At 30.4% G+C, this 25623-nt stretch carries 25 protein-coding genes; 17 read left to right on the top strand and 8 right to left on the bottom strand.

The features are described 5' to 3' along the window. The first annotated feature begins 36 nt into the window (after window positions 1-36). Entirely contained in the window at window positions 37-858 is an 822-nt protein-coding gene (locus tag A5893_RS02050) for a mechanosensitive ion channel family protein (protein ID WP_094336694.1), read from the top strand. Here the strand turns inward: A5893_RS02050 and A5893_RS02045 are convergent. The 3 genes from A5893_RS02045 to A5893_RS02035 are packed head-to-tail and all read right to left on the bottom strand — an operon-like array spanning window position 855 to window position 5262. Continuing rightward, window positions 855-2246, bottom strand: coding sequence for a TolC family protein (locus tag A5893_RS02045; RefSeq protein WP_068820874.1), 1392 nt, complete (start codon window positions 2244-2246; stop codon window positions 855-857). The genes A5893_RS02050 and A5893_RS02045 overlap by 4 nt on opposite strands. Beyond that, window positions 2236-3579 carry an HlyD family secretion protein gene (locus A5893_RS02040; protein WP_068820873.1) on the bottom strand — a complete coding sequence of 448 codons (1344 nt, stop codon included), beginning with the start codon at window positions 3577-3579 and terminating at the stop codon, window positions 2236-2238. The genes A5893_RS02045 and A5893_RS02040 overlap by 11 nt, the downstream gene beginning before the upstream one ends. 9 nt (window positions 3580-3588) lie before the next feature. After that, window positions 3589-5262, bottom strand: coding sequence for a peptidase domain-containing ABC transporter (locus A5893_RS02035; protein ID WP_068820872.1), 1674 nt, complete (start codon window positions 5260-5262; stop codon window positions 3589-3591). A 124-nt stretch (window positions 5263-5386) separates the two neighbouring features. On the opposite strand from A5893_RS02035, the gene A5893_RS02030 reads away from it, so the two are divergent. Together A5893_RS02030 and A5893_RS02025 are read left to right on the top strand one after the other, a co-directional pair. Beyond that, window positions 5387-6070 carry a helix-turn-helix domain-containing protein gene (locus A5893_RS02030; RefSeq protein WP_068820871.1) on the top strand — a complete coding sequence of 228 codons (684 nt, stop codon included), beginning with the start codon at window positions 5387-5389 and terminating at the stop codon, window positions 6068-6070. Window positions 6071-6241: 171 nt separating this feature from the next. Continuing rightward, window positions 6242-6529, top strand: a complete 288-nt coding sequence (locus tag A5893_RS02025; protein WP_068820870.1) for a DUF2752 domain-containing protein — start codon at window positions 6242-6244, stop codon at window positions 6527-6529. Here the strand turns inward: A5893_RS02025 and A5893_RS02020 are convergent. After that, window positions 6526-7251, bottom strand: coding sequence for an RDD family protein (locus A5893_RS02020; protein WP_068820869.1), 726 nt, complete (start codon window positions 7249-7251; stop codon window positions 6526-6528). The genes A5893_RS02025 and A5893_RS02020 overlap by 4 nt on opposite strands. Before the next feature lie 72 nt (window positions 7252-7323). Here A5893_RS02020 and A5893_RS02015 point away from each other — a divergent pair, with 72 nt between their 5' ends. The 6 genes from A5893_RS02015 (at window position 7324) to A5893_RS01990 (ending at window position 13332) form a co-directional block, all read left to right on the top strand. Continuing rightward, window positions 7324-8286, top strand: coding sequence for a stage II sporulation protein M (locus A5893_RS02015; RefSeq protein WP_068820868.1), 963 nt, complete (start codon window positions 7324-7326; stop codon window positions 8284-8286). A gap of 151 nt (window positions 8287-8437) precedes the next feature. Continuing rightward, a complete protein-coding gene (locus A5893_RS02010) occupies window positions 8438-9145 on the top strand; it encodes a hypothetical protein (protein ID WP_157687361.1) in 708 nt (235 codons plus the stop codon). Between the two features lie 2 nt (window positions 9146-9147). Continuing rightward, window positions 9148-9852, top strand: a complete 705-nt coding sequence (locus A5893_RS02005; protein ID WP_068820866.1) for a DUF4129 domain-containing protein — start codon at window positions 9148-9150, stop codon at window positions 9850-9852. Next, window positions 9849-11012, top strand: a complete 1164-nt coding sequence (locus tag A5893_RS02000) for a DUF4350 domain-containing protein (RefSeq protein WP_068820865.1) — start codon at window positions 9849-9851, stop codon at window positions 11010-11012. The genes A5893_RS02005 and A5893_RS02000 overlap by 4 nt, the downstream gene beginning before the upstream one ends. Beyond that, complete coding sequence (locus tag A5893_RS01995; protein WP_068820864.1) at window positions 11002-11991, top strand: AAA family ATPase; 990 nt, start codon at window positions 11002-11004, stop codon at window positions 11989-11991. The genes A5893_RS02000 and A5893_RS01995 overlap by 11 nt, the downstream gene beginning before the upstream one ends. Window positions 11992-12051: 60 nt before the next feature. Beyond that, entirely contained in the window at window positions 12052-13332 is a 1281-nt protein-coding gene (locus A5893_RS01990) for a DUF58 domain-containing protein (protein WP_082911273.1), read from the top strand. A 4-nt stretch (window positions 13333-13336) separates the two neighbouring features. Here A5893_RS01990 and A5893_RS01985 read toward each other — a convergent pair whose 3' ends face one another. Further along, the gene (locus A5893_RS01985) at window positions 13337-13744 is read right to left on the bottom strand and encodes a DUF2147 domain-containing protein (protein ID WP_068820862.1); all 408 of its coding nucleotides are present in this window, start codon (window positions 13742-13744) and stop codon (window positions 13337-13339) included. Window positions 13745-13954: 210 nt separating this feature from the next. After that, window positions 13955-14869 carry an oxidoreductase gene (locus A5893_RS01980; RefSeq protein ID WP_068820861.1) on the bottom strand — a complete coding sequence of 305 codons (915 nt, stop codon included), beginning with the start codon at window positions 14867-14869 and terminating at the stop codon, window positions 13955-13957. Window positions 14870-15129: 260 nt separating this feature from the next. Here A5893_RS01980 and A5893_RS01975 point away from each other — a divergent pair, with 260 nt between their 5' ends. The 8 genes from A5893_RS01975 to A5893_RS01940 all read left to right on the top strand — a co-directional run bounded on the left by A5893_RS01975 (window position 15130) and on the right by A5893_RS01940 (window position 23990). Beyond that, entirely contained in the window at window positions 15130-16716 is a 1587-nt protein-coding gene (locus tag A5893_RS01975) for a flavin monoamine oxidase family protein (RefSeq protein ID WP_198342239.1), read from the top strand. A 69-nt stretch (window positions 16717-16785) separates the two neighbouring features. Next, window positions 16786-17961: a pyridoxal phosphate-dependent aminotransferase gene (locus A5893_RS01970; RefSeq protein ID WP_068820860.1), complete on the top strand. Its 1176-nt coding sequence runs from the start codon at window positions 16786-16788 to the stop codon at window positions 17959-17961. Between the two features lie 16 nt (window positions 17962-17977). Beyond that, entirely contained in the window at window positions 17978-18955 is a 978-nt protein-coding gene (locus A5893_RS01965) for a Hint domain-containing protein (RefSeq protein ID WP_157687358.1), read from the top strand. Between the two features lie 12 nt (window positions 18956-18967). Further along, the gene (locus tag A5893_RS01960; protein WP_068820858.1) at window positions 18968-19420 is read left to right on the top strand and encodes a GNAT family N-acetyltransferase; all 453 of its coding nucleotides are present in this window, start codon (window positions 18968-18970) and stop codon (window positions 19418-19420) included. A gap of 44 nt (window positions 19421-19464) precedes the next feature. Further along, the gene (locus tag A5893_RS01955; RefSeq protein WP_068820857.1) at window positions 19465-20688 is read left to right on the top strand and encodes a carboxypeptidase-like regulatory domain-containing protein; all 1224 of its coding nucleotides are present in this window, start codon (window positions 19465-19467) and stop codon (window positions 20686-20688) included. Window positions 20689-20868: 180 nt separating this feature from the next. After that, entirely contained in the window at window positions 20869-21579 is a 711-nt protein-coding gene (locus A5893_RS01950; RefSeq protein WP_068820856.1) for a glycosyltransferase family 2 protein, read from the top strand. A gap of 3 nt (window positions 21580-21582) precedes the next feature. After that, window positions 21583-21924: a DUF2304 domain-containing protein gene (locus tag A5893_RS01945; RefSeq protein WP_068820855.1), complete on the top strand. Its 342-nt coding sequence runs from the start codon at window positions 21583-21585 to the stop codon at window positions 21922-21924. A gap of 14 nt (window positions 21925-21938) precedes the next feature. Next, window positions 21939-23990: a tetratricopeptide repeat protein gene (locus A5893_RS01940; protein ID WP_068820854.1), complete on the top strand. Its 2052-nt coding sequence runs from the start codon at window positions 21939-21941 to the stop codon at window positions 23988-23990. 27 nt (window positions 23991-24017) lie between these two features. Here A5893_RS01940 and A5893_RS01935 read toward each other — a convergent pair whose 3' ends face one another. Beyond that, the gene (locus A5893_RS01935; RefSeq protein WP_068820853.1) at window positions 24018-24725 is read right to left on the bottom strand and encodes a class I SAM-dependent methyltransferase; all 708 of its coding nucleotides are present in this window, start codon (window positions 24723-24725) and stop codon (window positions 24018-24020) included. A gap of 106 nt (window positions 24726-24831) precedes the next feature. After that, window positions 24832-25623 (bottom strand): glycosyltransferase family 2 protein, encoded by a 792-nt coding sequence (locus A5893_RS01930; protein ID WP_068820852.1) that lies wholly within the window; start codon window positions 25621-25623, stop codon window positions 24832-24834.

The raw sequence follows: 25623 nt of genomic DNA, 5'->3' as shown, positions 1-25623 counted from the left end.
TTCGTATCATCTATCCAAAATCAGAGAAATACAAGTATGGATTATATAGAACAAGCAAAAGTATTTTTAGCAACTAAAGGTGCAGATTTCGGCATTACTTTACTAAAAGCAATTCTTGTCGCATTTATCGGTTGGCAAATTGTTAAATTTTTATCTAAGGCATTTGAGAGATTACTCATTAAGAAAAACATAGATCCATCTTTAACGGTTTTCTTAAAAAGTCTTATTCATAATGGCTTATTAATATTATTGGTATTTAGTATTTTATCCACTTTAGGGATAGAAATGACCTCTTTTATTGCGGTTTTAGGTGCTGCAGGTTTGGCAATTGGATTGGCCTTACAAGGTAGTTTATCAAATTTTGCTGGCGGCGTTCTTATCTTAGTTTTTAAACCTTTTAAAGTTGGTGATGTAATTGAAGCCCAAGGAGAAATAGCTTCTATTTCTGAAATCCAAATATTTCATACCATTTTAAAAACTTACGATAACAAAACCATCATTTTGCCTAACGGTAATCTATATAATAACAAAATCATCAACTATAGTACAGAACCTGCCCGTAAAATGCAATGGGTTTTTGGGATTGGATATAATGATGATATCGATAAGGCAAAACAAATTATTAAAGACGTAGTATATGCAGACGAACGTATTTTAGATAGGGAAACTCCATATATTTATGTTGATAGTTTAGGAGATAGCTCAGTAAATATTCGTTGTAGGGCATTAGTAGGCAATGCTGATTTTTGGGACGTTTATTTATCTAAAATAGAAGAAGTTAAAAAGGCTTTTGATAAGGAAGGAATTTCAATTCCATTTCCACAAAGAGATGTGCATTTATTTCAGCAAAAAGATTAAATATTTTGATGTAGCGTACCAGAAAGCCATAAACTCTTGATTTTTGATTTTTCTAATTTCAATTCGGTATTTAATGTTTTCTCTTTTACCTCAATTAGTTTACTCTCTCTAGAATTTATGAGAAACAATGAGCTTTCTCCGAGTTTAAATTTCAATTCTTCCCCTCTTAAAAGCTGTAAAGAAGATAGATAAGTTTGGTTTAATATGATTAATTGATTTTGAAGTGTTAAGATCTCAAAATTATTTTGTCTTATCTTATTTTGTAACTCAATTCCAAAAAAATCTCGTTCTAGTTCTGTTTGTCTGATCTTTATTTTGGTCTCAGCTAAATCTCCTCTTGCTTTCGCAAAAGTTAGTGGAAATGAAAAACCAATATTTACCTTGTTGTTGTTTTGCCAATAATTAGAATTGATATTTCTTAGTAAGGAAGTCCCTTGGTTTAAAACGCCCAGCTGTAAATTAAGTTGCGGTTTTAGCTCTTCTGCCTTTAGTCTGCGCTCTACATTTAAATCTCTCAATTTAAAATCATAGCTTAAAAATTTTGGGTTATTTTCAATTGCATTATTAATCACGACAGGAAAAACAAGCGTATCTTGTGGTAAGATAGTCAACTTATTTGGGTCCACAGCTTGGTTATTGGCTAACCATAAATAATTACTTAACATAAATTTGCTTGATTGCCACTCTAAGTTAGCTTGCTGTAATGAAGTTTCTCTTTGCTTTACAATTAAGATTGCCTCTACCGTATCAATTGCTGGTTTATCGCCATTTTGATAACCAATCTTAACAGCCTCAAATCTAACTTTAGCTAATTCTAAAGCATCCTCGTAAACTTTAATGATCTTATATTTATTTTGCCAGTCAATATATTGAGAACCTGCATCTAAAAATAAATCGTTTAAAATCCTTATCTGTTCGTTTGTAGTTGATTGAGTAAATATAGCCGCTTGTTGGATTGCCGCTCTCCTTTCATCCATTAACAAACCTTTACCTAATTCAAAGCTAATGCCTGCAAAACCTAAACCTTCTGTAGGTATTTTATTTTCAGGGTTGATGTAAGCTCCCTCTGCCTGAGAATAAGAACCTTTTAATTCTATCCCATACCATAAAGGCAGTTTTAATTGAGGTGTTAAAAATGTATAATATTCTGTACCATCAAAATATTTTTGATCAAAACCAGCTTCAAATTTTGGATCAAAGCCTCCAAGTGCCTTAGTTCTTTTGGCTCGGGCTAAATTGTTTAATAAATTAGCCTGTTGTACTACAGGATGAAATTGTTTTACAATGGATAAGAAATTGGTATACGTCAAAGTATCTTGTAAACTTTGAGCATTAGCAATACTTACAAAAATCAAGAAAAGAAAGACGCAAAATATTTTACTTTTCATCCTTATCTGTTTTGTTATTTTTTGGAGCTTGATAAAAATCGGGAGGAAAGCCATTTATTTGTCGCCACAACTCGTAGCCTAAAGGTACATCCTTCAACAAAGTTATATTTTGTGTACCAGAACCAAATCTAATTTGCTTAGGCCATTTTGCTGTTTTAGAAGGTGTTACCCAAACTCTAAATTGGCCAGTTGGAGTTATAGATTGATCAACTGCTGCCACCTTACCTTCAAATATTCCATAAGATGCCGCAGGCCACCCAGAAAAAACTATTGCAGGGAAACCATCAAACTGAATCTGAACCTTCTCTCCAATACTAATTAAAGCAAAATCTAAAGGGTTAATAAACATTTCTACAGCTGGTTCAAATATAACTGGAACAATTTGCATCAATTGTTCTCCCTCTTTAACAGTTTCACCAATACCTGCTTTAATAGATCTCATTATTTGTCCATCCTGAGGAGCCGTTATGATGTAAAAACCTTGTCTTTTTTTATAATTAGCAAATTGGTTTTTAAGTTTAGAAACCTCACCTTCCGTTGCAGAAACTTGGGATAATGCCGTGAACCTATCCCCATCTGTTTTAGAAATTTTCTCGAAATATTCTTGTTGCGATGCTAATAAATCTAACTTGATGTTTAGCAATTCGTTTTTACTATTATAGAATTTGTTTTCAGTACTTATTTTTTTCGCTAAAGCTTCTTGTAAGTATTGTTGTTTTTGTTCAAAATCTGTCAATGATTTTAAGCCTGCTTCAAAAAGTTTTTCCTGCCTATTTAACTGCTCTACAGATATTTTATATTGATTATTTGCTGCTATATAACTTATACTGTCAGATTGCACTTGTAGGGTATATTGTTTAAGCTTATTTTTAGTTTGCTCTAGTTTAAAGGTTAATGATTGGTTTAATGCATTTTGTTGTTGTTTAGCTGTATTTGCCTTTTGAGAGTAAAAATTCATTGCATCACTTTTTGCATCTATCTGATCATTAACTCTGCTCAGCAAATCAGCATCTAAATATTCTTCTTTTACCTCACTAATCTGTAATAAAGTATCACCTTTTTTTACCTTTTGCCCATCCTGGATATACCATTTTTCTATTCTGCCAGCTATAATACTATTGATTTGTTGTGGTCTTTGGTTTGGGCTTAAAGTAGAAACCACTCCTTTTGATTTTATGTTTTGCGTCCATGGCAACAACAACACAATTACACACAATCCGGTTGCAACAAGAAATATTTTAACCAAGCTGTTTGATTTACGCTGTTTGATTACTTCTGCAAAAGCATCAAACTGCATCATTTTATCTGTGTTTATATTTTTTTGTAAAAACATAATCTCTATTTAAATAATAGTGCCTTTTTCAATTAGGTAAGTTCTATCACATTTTGCCATAAAATCCTCATCATCACTAATTGCAATTAGGGTAAATAAATTGTTTTTTGATGTAATATAATTGATAATCCTGTTTTTAGAATCTTCATCAATGTACATCCAACCATCCTCTATAAGAAGAAGTGAAGGCTTTTTATAAAAACATCTTGCTAATAATATTTTTTGTGCAATGTTGTATGATAATTTTTTACCCTGCGGATCTATAATAATATCTAATCCTTTTCTTTTGTTAGATACAAATTCACTTAAGCCTACTAATTCTATAATCTCTTGAAGCTCATTAAAATCTACATTTTTTTGGCCAAGTGTTATGTTCTCTAATAAGGTACCATAAAATAGCTCATCTTCTGAAAGATAAAAAGCTATTTCCTGATGTAAAACAGTTGGGGATAAGTTACGCAGTGGTATATTGTTTATAGTTAGTTTACCATTATAATTTGGCCACATACCCGTTAAAGTGTTAATTAAAGTAGATTTTCCAGAAGCAGGGATACCTTTAATACATATCTTTTCACCAGCATTGATAGAGAAATTAACATTGTTTAAAATTAGGTTTTCGCCTTCAAAGCCAAAACTTAAATTTTTAGCAACAACATTAATCCCTTTAGTGCTTTCCCAATTATTTAAATCAATAAGTGCATCTTCCTCATTATCCTGAGGTTTTTCTAATACTTTATTAATTTTTTCCAGCGCTGTTAAAACATCATATACAACTTCTAAACTAATTATAAGCTTTTCCATAGCATTTATAATAGTGATGATGATGATTTCCGTTGCTATAAATTGCCCTAAATTGATAATTTGATTTATAAATAAAAAAGCTCCAAGAACAAGCATTGCTGCCGTAACAATCACTTTAAAGCCGATAATTACCCTATACTGGAATATTAAAACCGCAAAATGTTTATTTCTTGATGTAATATATCCTGATACTAAACTGTTGGTTTTTTTTAGGTGCAGATCCGTTTGCTGGTTAAATTTAAAAGTTTTAATACACCTACTCATTTCCTCTAGCCAATAAGCTACCTGATATTTATAATCAGATTCTTCTAAACTAGAATGAAAGCCTTTGGAGCTACTTAAATAAAAAATCACAATTCCTAAAGCCAATAATAGTATTCCAAATAAGATAAATACCGGATGGTAAAACCCTAGTAATATAATCCCAAATAGAACCTGGATAGTGGCAGTTGGTAAATCTAATAGTAACTTAGAAAGGCCTTTTTGCAAAGTTGCGGTATCAAAAAATCGATTGACCAATTCTGGAAGGTAATATCTATCAATGCTTTGTAAGTTTATTTTAGGTATGCGATAGGCGTATCCAAAAGTTAACCGAGTAAAAATACGCTGCTGTAAACTCTCAATCACACGCATCTGTTTGATCTGAAAAACACCGTTCATTAACACTCCAAGTACAACCAAAGTAATCATCACAATTAGTGATGTGCTAACGGTTGCGCCAAACATCAAGTTTATGATTGCTTGTATGCCCAAAGGAAGAGATAGAATTATAGCCCCATTTAAAACCGCATAGATATAGATGTTTTTAATCTCCGTTTTTTCGAGATTAATTAATTGGAATAGCTTCCTAATTGCGCCTCTTAATGAGTTGGTCTTTATCATATTTATAAGTATAGCATTAACAAATGTATTGATTTACATTATAAATAATAGTATTACTATCATAAATAAAAGTAAATGATATTTTTATGACTGTTTATTTTATATTTGCGTAAATACATCAACTATGGAATGGCAATTACATCCTAAAATGAACGAAAAGCTTTATCTGAAAGATCCAGATCATAGCGAAATTGGGAAAAAAATAATTTCTAATGGAATAAGCTTAATCAGAAAGATTGGATTTGAGTTGTTTACATTTAAAAAATTAGCTGAAGAAACTGGAACTACAGAAGCAACAATTTATAGGTATTTTGAGAATAAATTAAGGCTATTAAATTATATTGTATCGTGGTATTGGCACTGGTTAGATTATCAAGTAATGTTTAACACCAATAATTTAACAGATGCCGAAAAAAAAATCAAGGTTACCATACAAATTTTAACGTGGCAATTAGATACTAACCATGCCCGTCAGGATATTGATTTAGAAGATTTACACGAGATTATCATTTCAGAATCTTCAAAAGTTTATTTAACAAAACATGTTTCTGAGGATAATAAAGAGCAGTTATTTATGCCTTATAAAAATCTTTGTAGCCGCATTAGTCAGATTTTTATAGAATATAATCCAGGTTATGTTTATCCAAGATCTTTAGCCACAACCATGATAGAAATGGCACATTACCAAGATTTTTTTATGAATAACCTACCCTCTTTAACTGATTTTGGTAATGAAAAAAACATAAAACACGTAAGAAATTTTTTGGTTGATTTAATATTTAGCACTCTTGAAAAAAAGCTTAACTGAGATTGATAATCTTTTGATTTCGTTTTACAAGTTGCTCTTTGTTAGTTTTTGATAGATGTAATTTAGAAAATTAGCAAACGCAGTTTTGTTTCTAATTAAACAAGTTGACAATCATAAAAATTAAGTGCTTCTTAGCATTATAAATTAATGTTAATTCTATACATTTATTAAATGTCTGGTTTTCTGCTTCCTTGTCTATTTAAAAAAATAACAAATTTAGATTGTCCAGGTTGTGGATTTCAACGTTCAGTTTTATCCTTATTCGAAGGAGATTTTTTAGAGAGTTGGCAATTATATCCGCCAATGTCTCTAATTATAATAACCTCTTTAATTTATCTTCTTGATATAACGGGATTATTGCAGATGAATAATTTTTTGAAAAGATGGATATTACCTTTCAATTTATTCCTAATCGGGATAAATTATATGATTAAAATCCTTTTGATGATAATGAACTAATCTGCTAAATTAGATTGGAAATGATTATAATCTTTAAGAATTGTAGTTAAAAAACCAGTCTGAGTTTTCTTATTGTTTGTAATTTGATATTTACTCCTCATTTTAATTTCTAATTTATTTACTAACTCAATATTGAATGTTTTGCGATAAGTTTTTAAAACCTCATTCATTAGGTAAACATCTTCGGTAGATAAATTTTGTGCTTCTGAAAAAACAGGTTCATAAGTTTCTTCTGTTGGTTGTGTAAAATATAAATCTTCAAATGTTGTACGAGGTTGAGTTTTCACAACAGAAGTATTTGCCAGTAAATCTCCTAATCTCTGGTTTTTGTCTGTAATTGCAACCAAGACTAAACCAACTGCACCACCAGTAACAGTAAAATCAATTAATCTCGCTATCCATCTAATCGCATATTGGCCTAAAGTTGGTCTTTCACCATCTAAACTAATCACTTTTATTTTTAAAGCTTTTTTGCCGATGCTTTGTCCATTAAAGAAAACTTCCATAACAAAAGGATAAACCATAGCGATAATTATTATAACCACCATAACAAAATGTAATTTACTTCCCCCAATACCTCCTATACCTAACGCTAAGTACAAAAAAAAGATAGCTATAAAAATCCCAATATCAATCATCCTAGCCCAGATTCTTTCAGCTAGTCCTGCAATTTCAAAATCAATATCTATGTTTTGAGTGGTAGAAATTTTTATCGTATTCATAACGCAAATATAAAATTGATTTGATATTTTTAAATTTCTGATTAATTTAATTGCGTCAATCTACCAAAATATATGAAGGAAGCTTTATTTGTGAAAAGGAATGCTCAAAAGTGGAAAGACTTTGAGCAAAAGCAACCTCAAAATACAGATGAATTAGCAGAAAAATATATTGAGCTAACAGATGATTTAGCTTATTCTAAAACATTTTATCCTAATTCTTCTACCACAAAATATTTAAATGGAATAACATCAGGCTTTCATCAATCAATTTATAAAAACAAAAAAGAGAGCAAAAGCAGAATTGTAACTTTTTGGAAAACTGAGCTCCCATTACTTTTTTATCAATATAGAAAACAATTACTTTATTCTTTTCTATTTTTTATAGTTGCTGTTGTTATTGGAGCTGCTTCTGCAAAATTTGATGATAATTTTGTTCGCTTAGTTATGGGAGATGGTTATATAAACATGACCAATGAAAACATAGCCAAAGGCGATCCTTTTGCAGTTTATAAACAAGCCGGAGAAATGGAAATGTTTGTCCAAATTGCTTTAAATAATATTAGGGTGGCGTTTTATACTTTTATTGCGGGGATTATATTTTCTTTTGGGACAGTAATCGTTTTATTTAGAAACGGAATTATGTTAGGTTCTTTTCAATATTTTTTCTTTAGTAAAGGTTTAGGTTGGGCATCCGTTTTAACCATATGGCTACATGGTACATTAGAAATTTCATCAATCGTAATAGCTGGCGCAGCCGGATTAATTTTAGGAAATAGCATTTTATTTCCTGGCACTTTACCTCGCAAAACCTCCATTTTAATGGGATCAAAAAACTCAATTAAAATAGCTATTGGATTGGTTCCGCTATTTTTAATAGCTGCGTTTATTGAAGGGTTTATTACTCGCCATACTGCTATGCCAATTTATTTAAGTTTAAGCGTACTTATCATTTCTGCATTATTTATCATTTGGTATACAATTATACAACCTAAAAAAATTTATTTTAAAGCAAATAATGGAACAACCAAAAATTGAATTTAGACAAGTCCGAGATTTCGGAGAAATAATTAATGATACATTCGTTTTCATTAAACAAAATTATAAGCCATTATTAAAATCGGTTTTCATTATTTCTTCCCTTTTTATTCTTGCCAGTATTATTTTTTCATCAATTAACCTTTACTACATGCAAAAAACGGTAAGCCTTTATGAAGGGCAATATAATAGTGCTGTTTTGAGCAGGTCGATACAAGGGAATATTTTAGTTGGGTTATTTTCTTTTGCAACTTTTTATGTAATTTCTCTATCTACTTATGCTTACATAAATATATATGTAGAAAAAAAGAGAGAAACACCAACTTTAGAAGAAGTTTGGAGCTATAGTAAATACTATGCATTACGTTTTTTGTGGGCTAATTTTTTAGCGGTCATTTTTTTAATTGCTGGACTTGTAATGTGTGTTTTACCTTTCTTTTATTTATGGCCAATATTAAGTATAGCGTTAAGTGCAATCGTTTTAGAAAACGGAGATATATCTTATTCATTTAGTAGAGGGTTTAAATTGATTAAAGAAAATTGGTGGATGTCTTTTGGAACTTTAATTATTTTAACCATCGTATATTATGCCTGTGCAATGGCCATTATTCTGCCTGTTACCATAGCAGGTTCTGGAGCTACATTATTTTTACCCGATTTTAATTTACCCTTTTACGTACTTGTTATAAAAAGCGTATTAACTTCTTTAGCTCAGTTTTTAATATTAATACCAATTATAGGAGTATCTCTTTTATTTTTTAGTTTAGTAGAGAAAAAAGAAAGTGAAGGCTTGTTAGAAAGAATTAACTCTGTAGGATTAGAAAACAAACAAATTAAATCTAAAGATGAGGAGTATTAATTTTGGCTAAAAAAATCATCTTTTTTTTATATTTTCTATTAATTGCTTTTTCATCGGCGAAAGCCAAAATGCTGATAATTGAGCCTAAAGCTATAACTATCAGGACTTTTAATAATGCTAAGATTGATAGTCTAAAAAAAATTCCAGATTTTGATTATCGTGAAGATATTGTTGCAGAAACCGCAAGTTTGTGGCAAAGGTTTTGGAATTTTGTTTGGTACTTTTTTAGAAAACTATTATTTGATGAAAGCACAAGTACCGGCAGGCAAAGTGTTCTTATAATTTTAGGGATAGCATGTATTGGTTTTGTAATCTATAAAGTTTTACAGATGGATAATGCGTCTTTTCTTAGCGGAACAGCTACAAATAATCCGGATTTTTATTATAATAAAATCGAGAATATTAACGAATTAAATTTTGATGAAGAAATAAAAAAAGCCATTTCAAATGCTAATTATAGATTGGCTTTGAGGTTATTATACTTAAAATCATTAAAAGAATTAAGCGGTAAAAATTATATTGTTTGGGATGCCAGTAAAACCAATTCTCAATATTTAAGAGAACTTAAAGACCAAAATATGCGTGAGCAGTTTGGCCGTTTAACTTTACAATTTGAATTTGCTTGGTATGGAAATTTCGATTTAAACCAAACCGATTTTTCTGATGCTCAGCAAGAGTTTTCATCTTTTCAAGAACAAATAAAATGAAAGGATTTAAACTTTATATAGGTGTAATTGTGGTTTTAATATTGATAACTGTTATCGCAATTATTAATAAACCTAAGCAAGTAGATTGGACTGATACGCTAAATAAGAACGATAAAATTCCGTTTGGGACCTACGTATTGCATCAAAATTTATATCAAATTTTTGATGAGAAAATCATCAATAACAATAAGGATATTTATAATTTGTTTGCAAAAGACAGCCTAAAAAATCATAATATTTTAATCATTGGCAAAACTATTAATTTTACTAAAACAGATTATATACAGCTAATAAAGCTTGCTAAAGCTGGTAATAATATTTTCTTATCTGCTTATCAATTTAGTAATACCATAACTAAAGGTTTAAAGTTTGAAGTTGCTGCAAGTTCTTCTTTTGAGGATGCCGAAGTAGAATTTACTAACCCAGCTTTAAAGGATAAAACTTTTAATTTTAAAAGAGGAACCGCTGGACTTTATCTTTATAAAATCAAAAATAAGCAGACTAGTGTTCTTTCTACAAATGAGATAAATCAACCTAATTTTATCAAAATACCCCAACAAAAAGGAAATATCTTTATAAGCCCAAATCCCTTAATATTTAGTAATTATTGTCTTTTAAATGATAGCACAAGATTAGCTTCGGCAATAATGCTATCCTATTTACCAAAGCAAAAACCTTTAATTTTTGATGATTATTATCTAAGAGATTTAAACCCAGAAAATGGCTTATTAAGCGCTTTTATAAAATTCCCAGCTTTAAAGTGGGCTTATTATTTGGCTTTATTTACTTTGTTAGTTTATATAGTTTTAAATATCAAAAGAAGGCAAAAAGCGATTCCAATTATAATTCCCTTAAAGAACAATAGCTTAAATTTTGTTAAAACTATTTCTCAAATTTATTATCAACAAAAAAATCATCAGCAATTAGGAGTAAAAAAAATTAACCATTTTTTTGAGTTTGTAAGAAACAGATATAGAATCAATTTGATAAATAAAGAAGAGTTTGTCAAATCATTATCGGCAAAATCTGGTATTGAAGATTCTGAAATTATAAATATTTTAAAAGCATCAGAAAAAATAAAATCAATTAAACAAATCAGTGAATTAGAGCTGATAAAAATCTCTAATTTGATAGATAAATTTTATAAAAATGCAGCATAATCCCGAAGAAGAAAATCAAAATAACAGAACCAATTTAAGCGAAATAAAGAATGCGGTAGAACAACTGCGCAACTCTGTTTCTAAAATAATTGTTGGTCAACAACAGGTTTTAGACTTGTTAATTATCGGCTTACTGGCCGACGGACATGTTTTAATTGAAGGTGTACCGGGAGTCGCAAAAACTTTGATGGCAAAATTAATGGCGAAAAGTGTTGCTGCAAAATTCTCTAGAATTCAGTTTACACCAGATTTAATGCCATCAGATGTACTAGGAACAAGTGTTTTTCATCCACAAAGAGCAGAATTTGAATTTAAGCAAGGTCCAATTTTTGGGAATATCATCTTAATTGATGAGATAAATAGAGCTCCGGCAAAAACCCAGGCAGCACTTTTTGAAGCCATGGAAGAAAGGCAGATTACATTTGATGGGCAAACCTATCATTTAGAAGCTCCTTTTATGGTAATTGCTACACAAAACCCAATAGAACAAGAAGGAACCTATCGTTTGCCAGAAGCACAGTTAGACCGCTTTTTGTTTAAGATTGAAGTTGGCTATCCAACTCAAGAAGAGGAAACCCTCATTTTACAAAATTTGCATAAAGGAAATCGGATTTTAGATTTAAATAAAATTGATGCTGTTTTAAAAATTGAGGATATTTTAAATGCCCGAACCATCATTCGTGATTTACATGTAGAAGATAAATTGTTAGCTTTTGTAGCAAGTATTATCCACGAAACCCGAAATAATAAATCACTTTATTTAGGCGCTTCTCCAAGAGCTTCGTTAGCTGTTATTTCTTCGGCAAAAGCTGCAGCTGCTGTGAACGGACGAGATTTTGTTACGCCAGATGATATAATTTTTGTTGCTCCACATGTACTTAGACATCGTATTATGCTTACTCCAGATAAAGAAATGGAAGGTATTACTACAGATGATGTGATTAAACAGATTATTAATAAAATAGAAGTTCCACGTTAATTGAAACCTATTAAAAACTTTTATCTATCATTTACATTAACTGCTAGGTTTTATATCCTAATGGGTGTTGTGGTATTTTTATTTATCTTAAGTTTCATATTTTCTAGCTTTAGCGATTTGCCTTATTTCGCTTTTGGAATCTTAATCAGCATTCTTTTATTAGATACCTTTATCCTATTTAGAAAAAACAATATAAATGCAGAGCGGATTTTAGGACCAAGATTAAGCAATGGAGATGATAACCCAGTATATATTTGGGTACAAAATAATTATCCGTTTGCTGTTAGTGTAAATGTTTTGGATGAATTGCCTATTCAATTTCAGATTAGGGATTTTAGTTATAAACTAAACCTGAAACCTTTAGAGAAACAAAATTTAGATTATTATATAAAACCTGTAAAAAGAGGGATTTATGCGTTTGGCGATTTAAGGATATTTGTTTCTTCTGCAATTAAATTAGTAGAACGTAGGTACAGTTTTAATGCTGAAAAGGAAGTTGCTGTTTATCCTTCTTATTTGCAAATGAGAAGATATGAGTTGATGGCTATTTCTAATAAATTAACAGAAATTGGTGTTAAAAAAATCAGAAAAATTGGGAATAGTAGTGAGTTTGAACAGATAAAAAATTACGTTGTTGGTGATGATTATCGACATATTAATTGGAAAGCAACTGCCCGTAAAGGCGATTTAATGCTTAATAATTATATCGATGAAAAATCTCAACATATCTATTGCATCATAGATAAATCTAGAAATATGCAAAGTCCTTTTGAAGGGTTGAGTTTATTAGACTATGCAATTAACGCAACTTTGGCTTTAAGTAACATTGCACTTTTAAAAGAAGATAAAGCGGGAATAATTTCTATGGCTGAAAAAGAAGGTGCGCTTGTTCTTTCTGATAGAAAACCTGCTCATATTACAAAAATTTTAGAGGTGCTTTACAAAGAGAAAACTCGCTACTTAGAATTAAATTCAGAACAGCTTTACATTACCATTAGGAAAAAAATAAAGCAACGTAGTTTATTGGTTTTCTTCACCAACTTTGAAAGCTTGAGCGCCATGAGAAGACAATTGCCGTATCTAAAAAAAATTGCTCGTTTTCATCTTTTATTGGTTGTGTTTTTTGAAAACACAGAAATTACTAATTCCCTAAATTTAGAAACTAAGAATACACAGGATGTATATTTTAAAACCATTGCAGAGCAATTTGTAAACGAAAAAAGGCAGATTGTTAAAGAATTAAATCAACACGGAATAACCTCTATTTTAACCACTCCACAAAATTTGACAGTAAATAGTATTAACGCTTATTTAAGGTTAAAGAGCTCACAGAAATTGTAAATACTTACTTTATCCTATTCCAGATTTTAGACTTACTTATAAAGGCAATTTTAGCAAAAGATTTTATTTGATTTTCATTTTCTAAAATTATCTTACCATTTAAAACCATATCCTTCGAAGGGATAACAACTTTTCCCTGCCAATTATCCTCATCTTTATTAAAAACAAAACCATCCATCATAATTGTTCCGGGAGTTAATTGGTCTTCATCTTGATGTTTATTGGTCAGTATTTTACCAAAATATTCATCTCCTGATTTATAGATTTCAATAGTTCTAACACTACTTTCTTCTTCCCACTTACCTAAAATAGAATCTTCTTTTTGTTGATGTTTAATGTTTACAAAAGAGCTAATGCTGAGCGATATCAAAATGAGAAAAAGTAAAGGCAATATTCTGTTAATCTTTTTCATGGCTAGATGGTAGTTTAATACAACGCTAAATTTAAACCAAACATTATACCAAGGTCTCAATTATGTTTAAAACAAATGTTATTAATTGTTACGATTATAATTGCTGGATAATTATTAATTAAAACTTATTTTGAAAATGCTCAACATAAATATCATAACTTTTATTTTTTAATCTGAATTAGATAAGCCTTTTCCACCATCCTAAATTTACTAATCCAAATAATTTATACCCGTTAATTCTTCAGAAACTGACCATAATTTTTTAGCAATTTCCTTATTTTTTGAAAGTGGAGTACTATCAACCTTACCGGGATCACCTTTCATTTCATTAAATCCAGTTGGGCCAAAATATTCACCTCCACTAACGCTTTTATCCAATGAAGCCATTAGCGTTGGTTTTGCCCCATTTTCTGCACTTTGGCTAATAAATAAATCAAATATTGGGCTAAGCAAACTAAATCCCCATGGCATATGATTCCATAAATTAGTTAAAGAAACTCCAGGGTGTGATGCAACTGATATAATTTTAGAACCTTTAGCTTTTAACCTTCTATCCAATTCGTAGGCAAACATCAAACAAGCCAACTTACTTTGACCGTAAGCTTCCCATTTTTTGTAATTACGCTTTTTAAACTGTAAATCTTCAAAATCTATCTTTCCTCTTTTATGTGCAATGCTACTAAGCGTAACAACTCTAGCTTTCTCAGAATTTTCTAAGGCCGGCATTAATAATCCGGTTAACAAAAAGTGCCCTAAATAGTTAGTCCCAAACTGACTTTCAAAGCCATCTTCAGTTAATGAATATGGTGGAACCATTATACCGGCATTGTTAATCAATAAATCTAATTTTTGATAATGCTTTAAAAATTCATCGGCGAAAGCCTTAACGGATTTTAATGATGAAGTATCAATTTGAATAATTTTCAGATCTGCATCTGAAACTTCTTTTTTTATTTCAGTATATGCCTTATGAGCTTTATCTAAATCTCTACAAGCCATAATAACCGTAAAACCGTTTTTTGCTAAACCTTTTGTGGTTTCAAAACCTAAACCAGAATTTGCTCCTGTAACAATCGCAATTTTTTCTTCCTGATTTAATTGATGTTCAATATCCAATGAATTCATAGGTGCACAATTACAATTGTTATTCCATAAAATGCCAATATCAATTATTGATCAAACAGAATCTCATCAAAAAATCAATAACAAAGCTTCAAATTAAAACCTAATCTCTAATTAGTTTAAATAATATGAAAAATCGACAGAAATTCTTACGTAATAAATCAAATATTAAAGTTTTATAGAGAAAAAATCAAATATTATCTTCATTACTTATTAAAATGATAAAAAAAACATACATTTAATGTTGAAATATGTAAAAAATATTGAAAAACTTAAGTAGAAGAAATTTTTTAAGTAAAAGCGGAATGCTTTTAGGTGGTACTTACCCCGCATTGATGGCTTTAGGCATGCTAAAAGCTGCACCTGCTTATTCATTTGAGCCTAAAACAAACTTAAAAGGAAAAAAAATATTGATTTTAGGGGCGGGACTTTGCGGAATGACTGCTGCTTATGAACTTCAAAAATTAGGTTATGATTGTACTATTTTAGAAGCAAGAGATAGAACTGGTGGACGTTGCTGGAGCGTAAGAAAAGACAGTAATAACCAAGAAATTGATAGCCCAAAGCAAATTTCAAAATTTGATGAAGGACAATATTTTAATGCAGGTCCAAGCCGCATTCCCCATCATCACCAACTGACCTTACAATATTGCAAGGAATTAAATGTGCCTTTGCAAATTTATAATAATGTAAACGAGGGTTCTTATTATTTTGCTGAGGGTAAAGGCCCTTTATCCAATAAAAAAATTAAAACCAGGGAAGTGCATAATGATATGCGAGGCTACATGAGCGAACTTCTTTATAAGTCTATTAGTCAGGATAAACTTGATTTAGATTTAAGCAAAGATGATGTAGAAAAAGTGTTAGAATATTTAAGGGCCGAGGGTGGATTAGATATTGACAATCTTTATAAAGCATCTGCCAGAAGAGGTTATGTAAATCCGCCTTCTGCCAGTAATCAATCTGGCACAATTGGTAATGCTTTTCCTTTAGCGGATATTCTATCTTCTGGATTAGCAGATCCCGATTTTTATAATGTTGCAGAATATACTTACGAATTACAAATGACCATGTTCCAGGCGGTTGGTGGTATGGATAAAATTGCATCGGCATTAGAAGCTAAAGTTGGGAATTTAATTAAAAAAAGTGCAGAGGTAACCAGTATCAAAAATCTTGAAAACAGTGTTAAAGTGGTTTATAAAGATGGTAAAGGTCTGCATGAAATAGAAGCAGACATTTGCATTTGCACCATACCGCTTAAAGTTTTAAGCAATTTAGAACATAATTTTTCTTCAAATATAAGTAGGGCAATTGATTATGCATCTTACATAAACACAGGGAAAATTGGTTTGCAGTTTAAGCGAAGGTTTTGGGAGGAAGACGAACAAATTTATGGAGGAATCACCCACACAAATAATCAACTGACACAAATTTTTTATCCATCTAATGATTATCATTCAAAAAAAGGAGTGCTTTTAGGTTACTATAATTTTAACGATAAAGCTATAGAAGTTGGTGCTCTTTCTTATAGTGATAGAGAAAAATTAGCACTAGAAAAAGGAGCATTGATACATCCTCAATATCCAAAAGAATTTGAAAACTCATTTTCTGTTAGTTGGCACAAAACACCTTATAATTTAGGAGGCTGGGCATTATACAGTTCAGAAACTAGAGAAAGTATTTACAAACCACTTTTAAAACCAGAAAAGCAAGTTTATTTTGCTGGGGAGCATATGACCTATTTAAACGCATGGATGGCAGGTGCATTTGAGTCTGCAAGAAGTGTAGTAATGGATATAAATAATAGAGTAAATGAACGAAATGAAGTTTACAAAAAAGCAGAAGATTGAAAATGAATTCGGCATTTAATGATTCTCAAATAAATTTTAAAACAATGATAAAAAACTAAACTAAAATATATGGCAAACTCAATCAACAGGCGTAACTGGATAAAATCTAGTGCTTTTATTGCTGGGGGAATAACTTTTTTCTCTAGCTCTATTACTTCTGCTTTAGCAAAATCAAAAACTGTAAAAGTAGCATCTAAGAAAATTTTCTTTGAGTCGGAGCAATCTGTAGTTGCGGGATTGCCTCCTGAAATTAAAGCTCGGTTATCCGCAAATGAAAATCCTTTTGGACCATCAGCGAAAGCTAAAAAAGCAATTGTAGAAGCTATGGATAAAAGTTACCAATATCCGTTCTCTAATTTTAAAGAGCTTTTTAACAAAATAGCAATTTTTGAAGGTGTAAAACCAGAACAAATTATGGTTGATGCAGGAAGTAGTCCCATACTTAGAGCTGCCGCAATGCATTTTACCAAAGAAGGCGGAAACATAATTACAGGAGACCCTAGTTATGCCGATTTGCCTTCTACCGCCGAGGACTATGGTGCAGAAATTATACAAGTGCCTTTGACTGCCGAGTTTAAACTAGATTTGGATGCCATGGAGAAAAAGGTAAATGACCAAACTAAGCTAGTTTACATTTGCAATCCAAATAACCCAACCGCTACAGTAGTTGATACCCAAAAATTAAAAGATTTTGTAGAACGTGTATCTACCAAAGTGCCTGTATTTATTGATGAGGCATATATTGATTATCTAGAAGATCCACAATCGGTAACATTAATATCTGCTATAAAAAAGGGACAAAATGTTATTGTTGCTCGTACTTTCTCTAAATTATATGGCTTTGCGGGCTTAAGAGTTGGATATGCTATTGCACAACCAGAAATGATCGAAACATTGGGAAGATATACAAATGGAGCAATGTCTGTTTCGGCAACTTCCTTAATGGCGGCAATTGCTTCTTATCAAGACAGAGAATTTTTAGATGATGCTAAACAAAAGACTTTTGCTTCAAAAGAATTTTTATACAAAACATTAAAAAACGAGGGTTATAATTATATTCCATCAGCTGCAAATTTTGTAATGTTTCCAATAAAAATGGAAGGTAAAAAGTTTGTCGGCGAAATGATGAAGCGTGGGGTTAGTGTGAGAAACTGGGAATTTAAAAACCAACATTTTTGCCGGGTAAGCATAGGAACGCTGCCTGAAATGCAAGCTTTCGCTGATGCTTTTAAACAAATTTCTTAAATTATATACTTTATATATGAAACCTATTTTTACTTTTTTGCTGATTACTTTTATAACAATTTCTGCTGTTGCTCAAAGCATTAATCCGAGGCCAATTACATTAGATGAATATCAAAAGGCTAAAAATTTTATTATTGAGAATTTAGACAATGATACCTATGTTAAATTTGAAAACGCTTATATATTAGACAGATACGAAGCAAAGAAGCCTGTTTTTATCACTGGCGATGATGGTTTAAAAAAACGCATAGATTTATATAAACTGGTAGCAAAAGATGGGATGCAAGAACTAGGTTTAATGGTTTTTTATACCAATGAAAAAGCAAAGGTATATAAAGCATTAGTACCCAACTTCACTGCCGATGGAAAGGTTTGGAACCAATATTTTGAAGATATACATGCGATAGATAAAATAGAATCTAACTTTGTCTTAAAACTTTCTTATGTGCTTTCGAGAGAATTGGCTTATCAGCAATATAAAAATATTAATGGTGGTAAAACTCTAGATGAACATGCTACTTATGGCAATGATATTTGTTTTCCTGGCGAACAATTAGTAAGCATGAAAAATGGCGGAACAAAAATGCTTAAAGAAATAAAATCTGGAGATGAAGTAATTAGCATTGATACAAAAACTCATCAAAAAAATATTGTTAAGGTAGAAAAATTGATGGTACACGATGCCAAGAACTATGCGGTTACTCAGTTAGTTTTAGTTCATGAAAACATTAAAGACGATCAAATTTTATTAACCACCAAAACTGTAAAAGCTACACCAAATCATCCTATGTTAACAAACGATGGTAATAAAAAAATAGGTGAAATTAAAGTTGGTGAAAAAGTTTATTGCCTAAATGAAAAGAGCGGGAAGATGGAGGAATTTAAAGTGCTCTTACAAAACCAATTTACTGAAGGCAGCCAAAAAGTTTATAATATAGAGGCGAAATCTGGTACAACATTAATGATTAATGGTGTGATGGTAAAACAAAAATAATTGTAGGTTAAAATGAATTGTATAAAAACAGACGCAAATCATCAAGACTTTAAAAGTTTGGTTATTCTATTAGACAAATATTTGCATCAAATAGATGGTGATGAGCACTCTTTTTATGCTCAGTTTAATAAAATAGATTTTATTAAACATGTTGTTATTTGTTACGATGCAGATACTCCAATTGGATGCGGAGCGATAAAAGAATATATCAAAGGAGTTTATGAGGTTAAAAGGATGTTTGTTGTTGAAGATTATAGAGGAAAGGGTGTTGCGTCTATAATTTTAAAAGAGCTAGAAAACTGGACGACTGAACTAGGATTTACTAAATGTGTTTTAGAAACGGGAAAAAAGCAGGAATCGGCAATTAAACTTTATCAAAAAAATGGTTATAAATTGATTCCCAATTATGGGCAATATGTTGGAATTTTAAACAGCGTTTGTATGGAAAAAGATCTGAATAAATAATTCGAACTTCTATTATTAAGAAAAAAATTAGTTGATTTGAGAAGATGAAATTATATTTTTCCTTTCTACTCATTTCTTTTTTGCCATTTATATCTATTGCGCAACAAAAGTATTCACTATCTGGAAAAGTAACTGATAAAAAGGGGGAAGTTTTACCGGGTACAGGTGTATTTATAAGTGGTTATAAAATTGCCACTTCTACAAATGCTGAAGGGTATTTTAACCTAAATTTACCTGTTGGCAATTTTGATATATTGATTAAAGCTGTTGGTTATAAACCTTTTACTAAAAACTTAACTGTAGTTGATAAAAATTTATCAATTGCTGTTTCCCTCGAAGAAAGTACCATTGCCTTAAATGAGGTTGTTGTACGTCCTGACCCAAATCGTGAAAACTATATTAATATTTTTAAAGATTTCTTTTTAGGAACTACACCAAACTCTGCAAAATGCAAATTATTAAATCCTAGTGTTTTAAATGTAGAATATAACAAAGAAGAACGTGTGCTAAATGTTGATTGTAGCGAGCTTTTAATTATAGAAAACAAAGCACTTGGCTATGAAATAAAATATCTGATAAAAAACTTTCAGCTAGATTATAAAACAAACATAGTTTACTATGAAGGTTACCCATATTACAAAGATTTAGAAGGAAGTGATAGCAAAAAATTAAAATGGGCAGAAGCAAGATTAGCATCATACAACGGTTCTCCCCAACATTTTTTTAAATCTTTGTATTTAAATAATTCGCAAAAAGAGGGTTTTAATATTTATGAGTTAGTTAAACAGGAAAATAAAAACCGTTTGCCCGATAGTCTCATTAAAGAAAAAATTAAACAGTTTAAACATGAAATAGATTACTATCCAAACAAAAAAGAATATCAAGATTCTTTAAATTTTTGGATTGGAAAAGGTAGAGTTTCCAGGCAAATCATCATTTTTAAAGGAGAAGAGATTTTAGCAGATACACTGGTTCATCAACAAAACAAAAATGTCAAATACATAAATTTTCAAAATATTTTAACCGTAGAATATCAAAATGAAAAACCAGATATTGCAATGGGAAATAGTTTTAAAGCTGGTATTCCTCGATTAGAAAAATTTAAAGACCATCAATTGTCGCTTTTAAATTTATTGATTAGACCAGTTTATTTTTACGCTAATGGCGCAATTTTTAATCCCAAATCTTTACTTTTTGAAGGAACCTGGGCTTGGGAGAAAATTGCAGATAGTGTACCGATGGATTATTTGCCACCATTATCCAAATAATAGAAAATCCAAATAGAAGTATCCATTTAAAATATTAAACGTAAAATTGATTCTAAAGAAATATTTAAATCAAAATTTATTATCATTGATTAGATTTGAACAATTAATTAAATTTCTAAATAATGAATATTTTTAAGGTGTGATAAAAATGAGATTTATAATTAATTCGCACTTCCAATTATGAATAAAAAGGTTTTAGTCGTAATTCCATGTTATAATGAAGAAGCTTCCATAACTAATGTTTTAAAAGACCTTAGAAACTTAAAAATTCCTGAATTTTATTTTTTGGATATTTTGGTGGTAAATGATTGTTCTACAGATAAAACAAAAGAGGTTGTTAAATCTCAAAATGTAAAAATGTTAGACTTACCCATTAATTTAGGGATTGGTGGTGCGGTACAATCGGGGTTAATTTACGCCTATGAAAATAATTTTGATTTTGCTATTCAACTTGATGGGGACGGACAACATCCTGCCTCTGAGATACCTAAGATTATCTCTTATAAAGCTGAAACCCATGCAAATATTATTATTGGATCTAGATTTATAGAAAAAAAAGGATTTCAATCTTCTTTTACCAGAAGATTAGGTATTAGTTATTTTCATTGGATAAATAGGATTATAACTGGACAAAAAATATACGATAGCACCTCTGGATTTAGGCTATTTGATAGGGAAGCGATGAAAATTAGTATTCAGCATTATCCAGATGATTATCCAGAACCAGAATCTCTCATCTTATTTTCAAAAGCTGGGTTAAAAATAAAAGAGGTTCCAATTCTTATGGAGCAAAGACAAGGCGGGAAATCATCGATAAACAGTCTAAATTCTCTATATTATTGTATCAAGGTAACTATAGCCATGTTTTTTACTTCCATCAGAAAAATCTAAATCATGAATAGAATTCAAATAATTACAATTTTTGTAACCATCGCATTATTGCTATACATTTCCAGGTTAATTATAAAAGGAAAACTAAGAGAAGAATATTCCATTGTATGGTGCATCAGTACTTTGGTTCTTGTTATATTTTCTTTCTGGAGAGATGGATTAGCTATAGTTTCAAAATTATTTGGTGTTGTAGAACCTCCAAACCTGATTTTTACCGCCTGTATGTTTGTGGTAATTATTTACCTATTACACCTTAGTGTGGTTGCATCAAAACTTCAAAAGCAAAATAAAAGTATGGCTCAGCAAATCGCTCAGCTAAAGCAAAAACTTGAAAACGACATTTAATATTTTATGCCCTCATGAATAAAATCGATAGAAATATAATTATCCTTTCTTTACTTACTTTAATTGTTTTAATTGTTGCTTATTCAAATCATTTTCAAAATGGTTTTCACTTTGATGATTGGCATACGATTGAAGAAAATTTATTCATTAGAAACATCAGCAACATCCCTGCATTTTTTCATGATCCAAAAATGTTTAGTGTTGATCCAGACCATTGGGGATTAAGACCTTTGGTTACCACAACTTTAGCTATTGATTATAAATTAGGAAATAGTCTAGATCCATTTTACTTTCATCTTTCCACTTTCATTTGGTTTATAGTTTTGGGCGTAATCATGTTTTTTATGTATAAGATTTTGCTGCAAAAATCTATTTCTCATCAATGGACTTCCTATATCGCGATTTTCGGGACAGCATGGTTTTTATTGCACACCGCAAATGCCGAAACCATTAATTATGTCATCTCTAGATCGGATGTATTATCAACGTTATGCATCGTAGCTTCTTTTCTGATTTACATCGCTTACCCTCAAAAAAGAAAATATTATTTATATATCATCCCTGCATTTATCGGGGTTTTTGCCAAAGAAACTGTTTTGGTATTGGTAATCGTCATGTTTTTTTACATCTTATTATTTGAGAAAAATTTATCAATTCAAGATTTGTTTAAAGCCGCAAATTTTAAACATATCATAAATACCATAGTAAAATTATTACCGCTAACCATAGTAGTTGTAGCTACTCAGATTTATACACTTTCAGCGGTAAAATCCATTCCTGGTATCAGTAATCCTTTATTTGATTATTTGCTTACACAAACCTACATATGGTTGCATTATTTTATCAGTTTCTTTTTACCTCTAAACTTAAGCGCTGATAGTGATTGGGCAGTATTCAAGAATTTATTTGACGAGCGTATCATTCTTGGGCTATTATTTATGGTAGCTTATGTTATCGCAATTATAAAAACATCTAAAAACATAACTACTAAACCTATTGCGTTTGGTTTAATATGGTTTGGCGCTTCTTTATTACCTACCTCTATTGCTCCTTTTGCAGAAGTAACAAATGATCATAGAATGTTTTTTGCCTTTGTAGGATTAGCCTTGAGTGTGGTAACCTGTATTGGATTATTCTTAATTAAGTATGAAGAGAAAATCAATAAAAATAGTTTAATCAAGTATGCCATTATTTGTTCTGCATTTATAATTATTTCATTAAATGCTTACGGTGTACATCAAAGAAATAAAATATGGAAATCAGAAGCTACACTTTGGTATGATGTTACTGTTAAAAGTCCAGGAAACGGTAGAGGATTCATGAATTTTGGCCTTACAGAAATGGCAATTGGCAATTACCAAAATGCAATTGAATATTTTGAAAAAGCAAAAGTGTTAACTCCATATTATAGTTCTGTGTATATTAATTTAGGTATCGCAAAAAATGGACTAGGTAATGTTGCAGAAGCCGATGCAGACTTTAAAACTGGAATTAGACTAGATTCAAATTCATATAAACCCTATTTATTTTACACCCGCTATCTTAAAACAAATAATAGGATAGAAGAGGCAACGCAAATGGGAGAAAAAGCTTTATCCTTAAACCCAACTTCGGCCAGTATTTTTGAGATGCTTTTAGATTTATATAATCAACAACTTAATTGGACTAAACTAGAAGAAGTATCCAGAAAATATTTAGCCATATTACCTGATAATGAATTGGCAAATAATTACTTAAAAGCTAGTTTAAATAAGACTCCATATTATATTAACGGCTCAACGGTTAACACTCCTGAGGCTAAAGTTGTTGATTACATCAATCGAAGTTTAGCGATGTACAATCAAGGAAAATATGAGGATTGTATAGAACTATGTAAAAAGGCTCTGGATATCAATCCTAAAAAAATTGAGGCTTTTATAAATATTGGTGCATCAAATAATCAGCTTAAAAACTGGAAAGAAAGCATAAAATATTTAAATATGGCTTTAGAAATAGACCCAAATAATAAATTGGCTATAGGTAATTTAAATTGGGCAAAAGAGGAATTAGCAAAACTTAAAAAGTGATAATCCTCTTTATAAACTGATAAATATTTAAAGTTCAATTTCTAAAATATAACCTCCAGCCATCATTGGAAAAATATTTTCTAAACCATTTATAATGCTTTCAGAAGCTTTTACAATTGTTTTTTGAGGTTGTTTAGCGGCCATTATCATTTCTGTATACCTCACATGATAGGGAAAAATAGCCCAATTTTTAAAACCTGCAAGTCGGCATAGAGTAGTTAAAGTTTTAAAAGAATAAACTTGTAAATGATCTATATGACAAGATTCGCGATTAAATACAGAAAGTAAAATGTTAGAAAGTGATGTTGTGTTTGGGGTTGAACAAATTAACTTTTTACCAGAATAAAGTCTTTTCATATCATTTAAAAACCGTAAAGTATCAGGTAAATGCTCTATCAATTCGCCAGCAACAATAACGTCAAAATTATAATTTGCTAAAGCGGGTATTTTATCTAAATCATACACACTGCCAAAAAGTATTTCAGCCTTTTCCCCAAATTTTATTCCTTCCTCAGGTAAAAGTGATGAATTATCTATACCGATATGTACAGAGGATACTTTAGATATTTCTTCAAATAAATAATTTCCAGAATTTTCTTTAATAGTTGCGGTTTCATCAAAACAACCTAAATCTAAAACCACCTTATTTAAACATTTACTTAATATATAATTTAAACGGTCTACAGTTTTGTTAACTATTATTCTTTCTGTTGGGGTGTAGTTAAGTGTTTGCATTAAGTTATATGTTAAATAGCTAATTTGATAATATAGTGCTTAAAAATACAATTGAAATTCTAAATAGTATTAAAATGATTTATTTTTAATTAAAAGTTTATTAAAACTATATTTTATTGCCTTTATGCCCAAATACATAAAATTTAGAAATGATATTACCTAAAAAATCACCCCAAATTTGTTTTAAAATTGCTTGTTCTTCTAATAGTCGCTTACCATTATTTAACTGAGCAGTGGTTTCAGATTCCTGATGAATTCTGTGTTTTACCAAATCTTTATTCACATATAAAAATTTGCCTTCTTTATTCGCAATCTCTAACCAAGCAAGCCAATCTAAAGCCACTAAATAACTTTCACTAAACCTAAAGTTACCAAGAGTCTCTTTGTTATAAGTTACTGTTGGACAACAAATGGGACTACCAAAACTTAGAATTAATTTTTTAATGAATTGATTTTTATAAGATGATATAATTCTAAAAGGAAAAAGTAAACAATGCTTTACAAATTTATTTAACGAACTCTTGACAACCTCTCCATTTATAATATCACTATAATCTGAAAAAGCTATTAATGTATTTGGATGTTTTTCTAATTGGATTAAAAACTCTTTAGTGTAATTTTCATCGTAAATATCGTCCTGGTGAGCAATTGTTACATATAGTGTATTCGCTTGTGTTACGGCAAAATTCCAGTCGTTTGCTATAGATTTATTTTCTTGATGATTAATAATATATGGAAGTTGATATTTTTTAGCTAATTCCTTAGAAAAGGTGGTTGGAGTAGATGTAGATAAAATGATTTCGCTCTTGGCAGTTTGTTTAAGTAAATTTTGAATACAAGTTTCTAAATATGATGATTCTTTATAAACAGGAATTACAAATGTGTGCTTAAGCATCAT

This window comes from Pedobacter psychrophilus (assembly GCF_001652725.1).
In the GTDB taxonomy this organism is placed as follows: Bacteria; Bacteroidota; Bacteroidia; order Sphingobacteriales; family Sphingobacteriaceae; genus Pseudopedobacter; species Pseudopedobacter psychrophilus.
The sequence above is the reverse complement of the archived record's forward strand: the minus strand, read 5'-3'. Positions and strand labels throughout refer to the sequence as shown.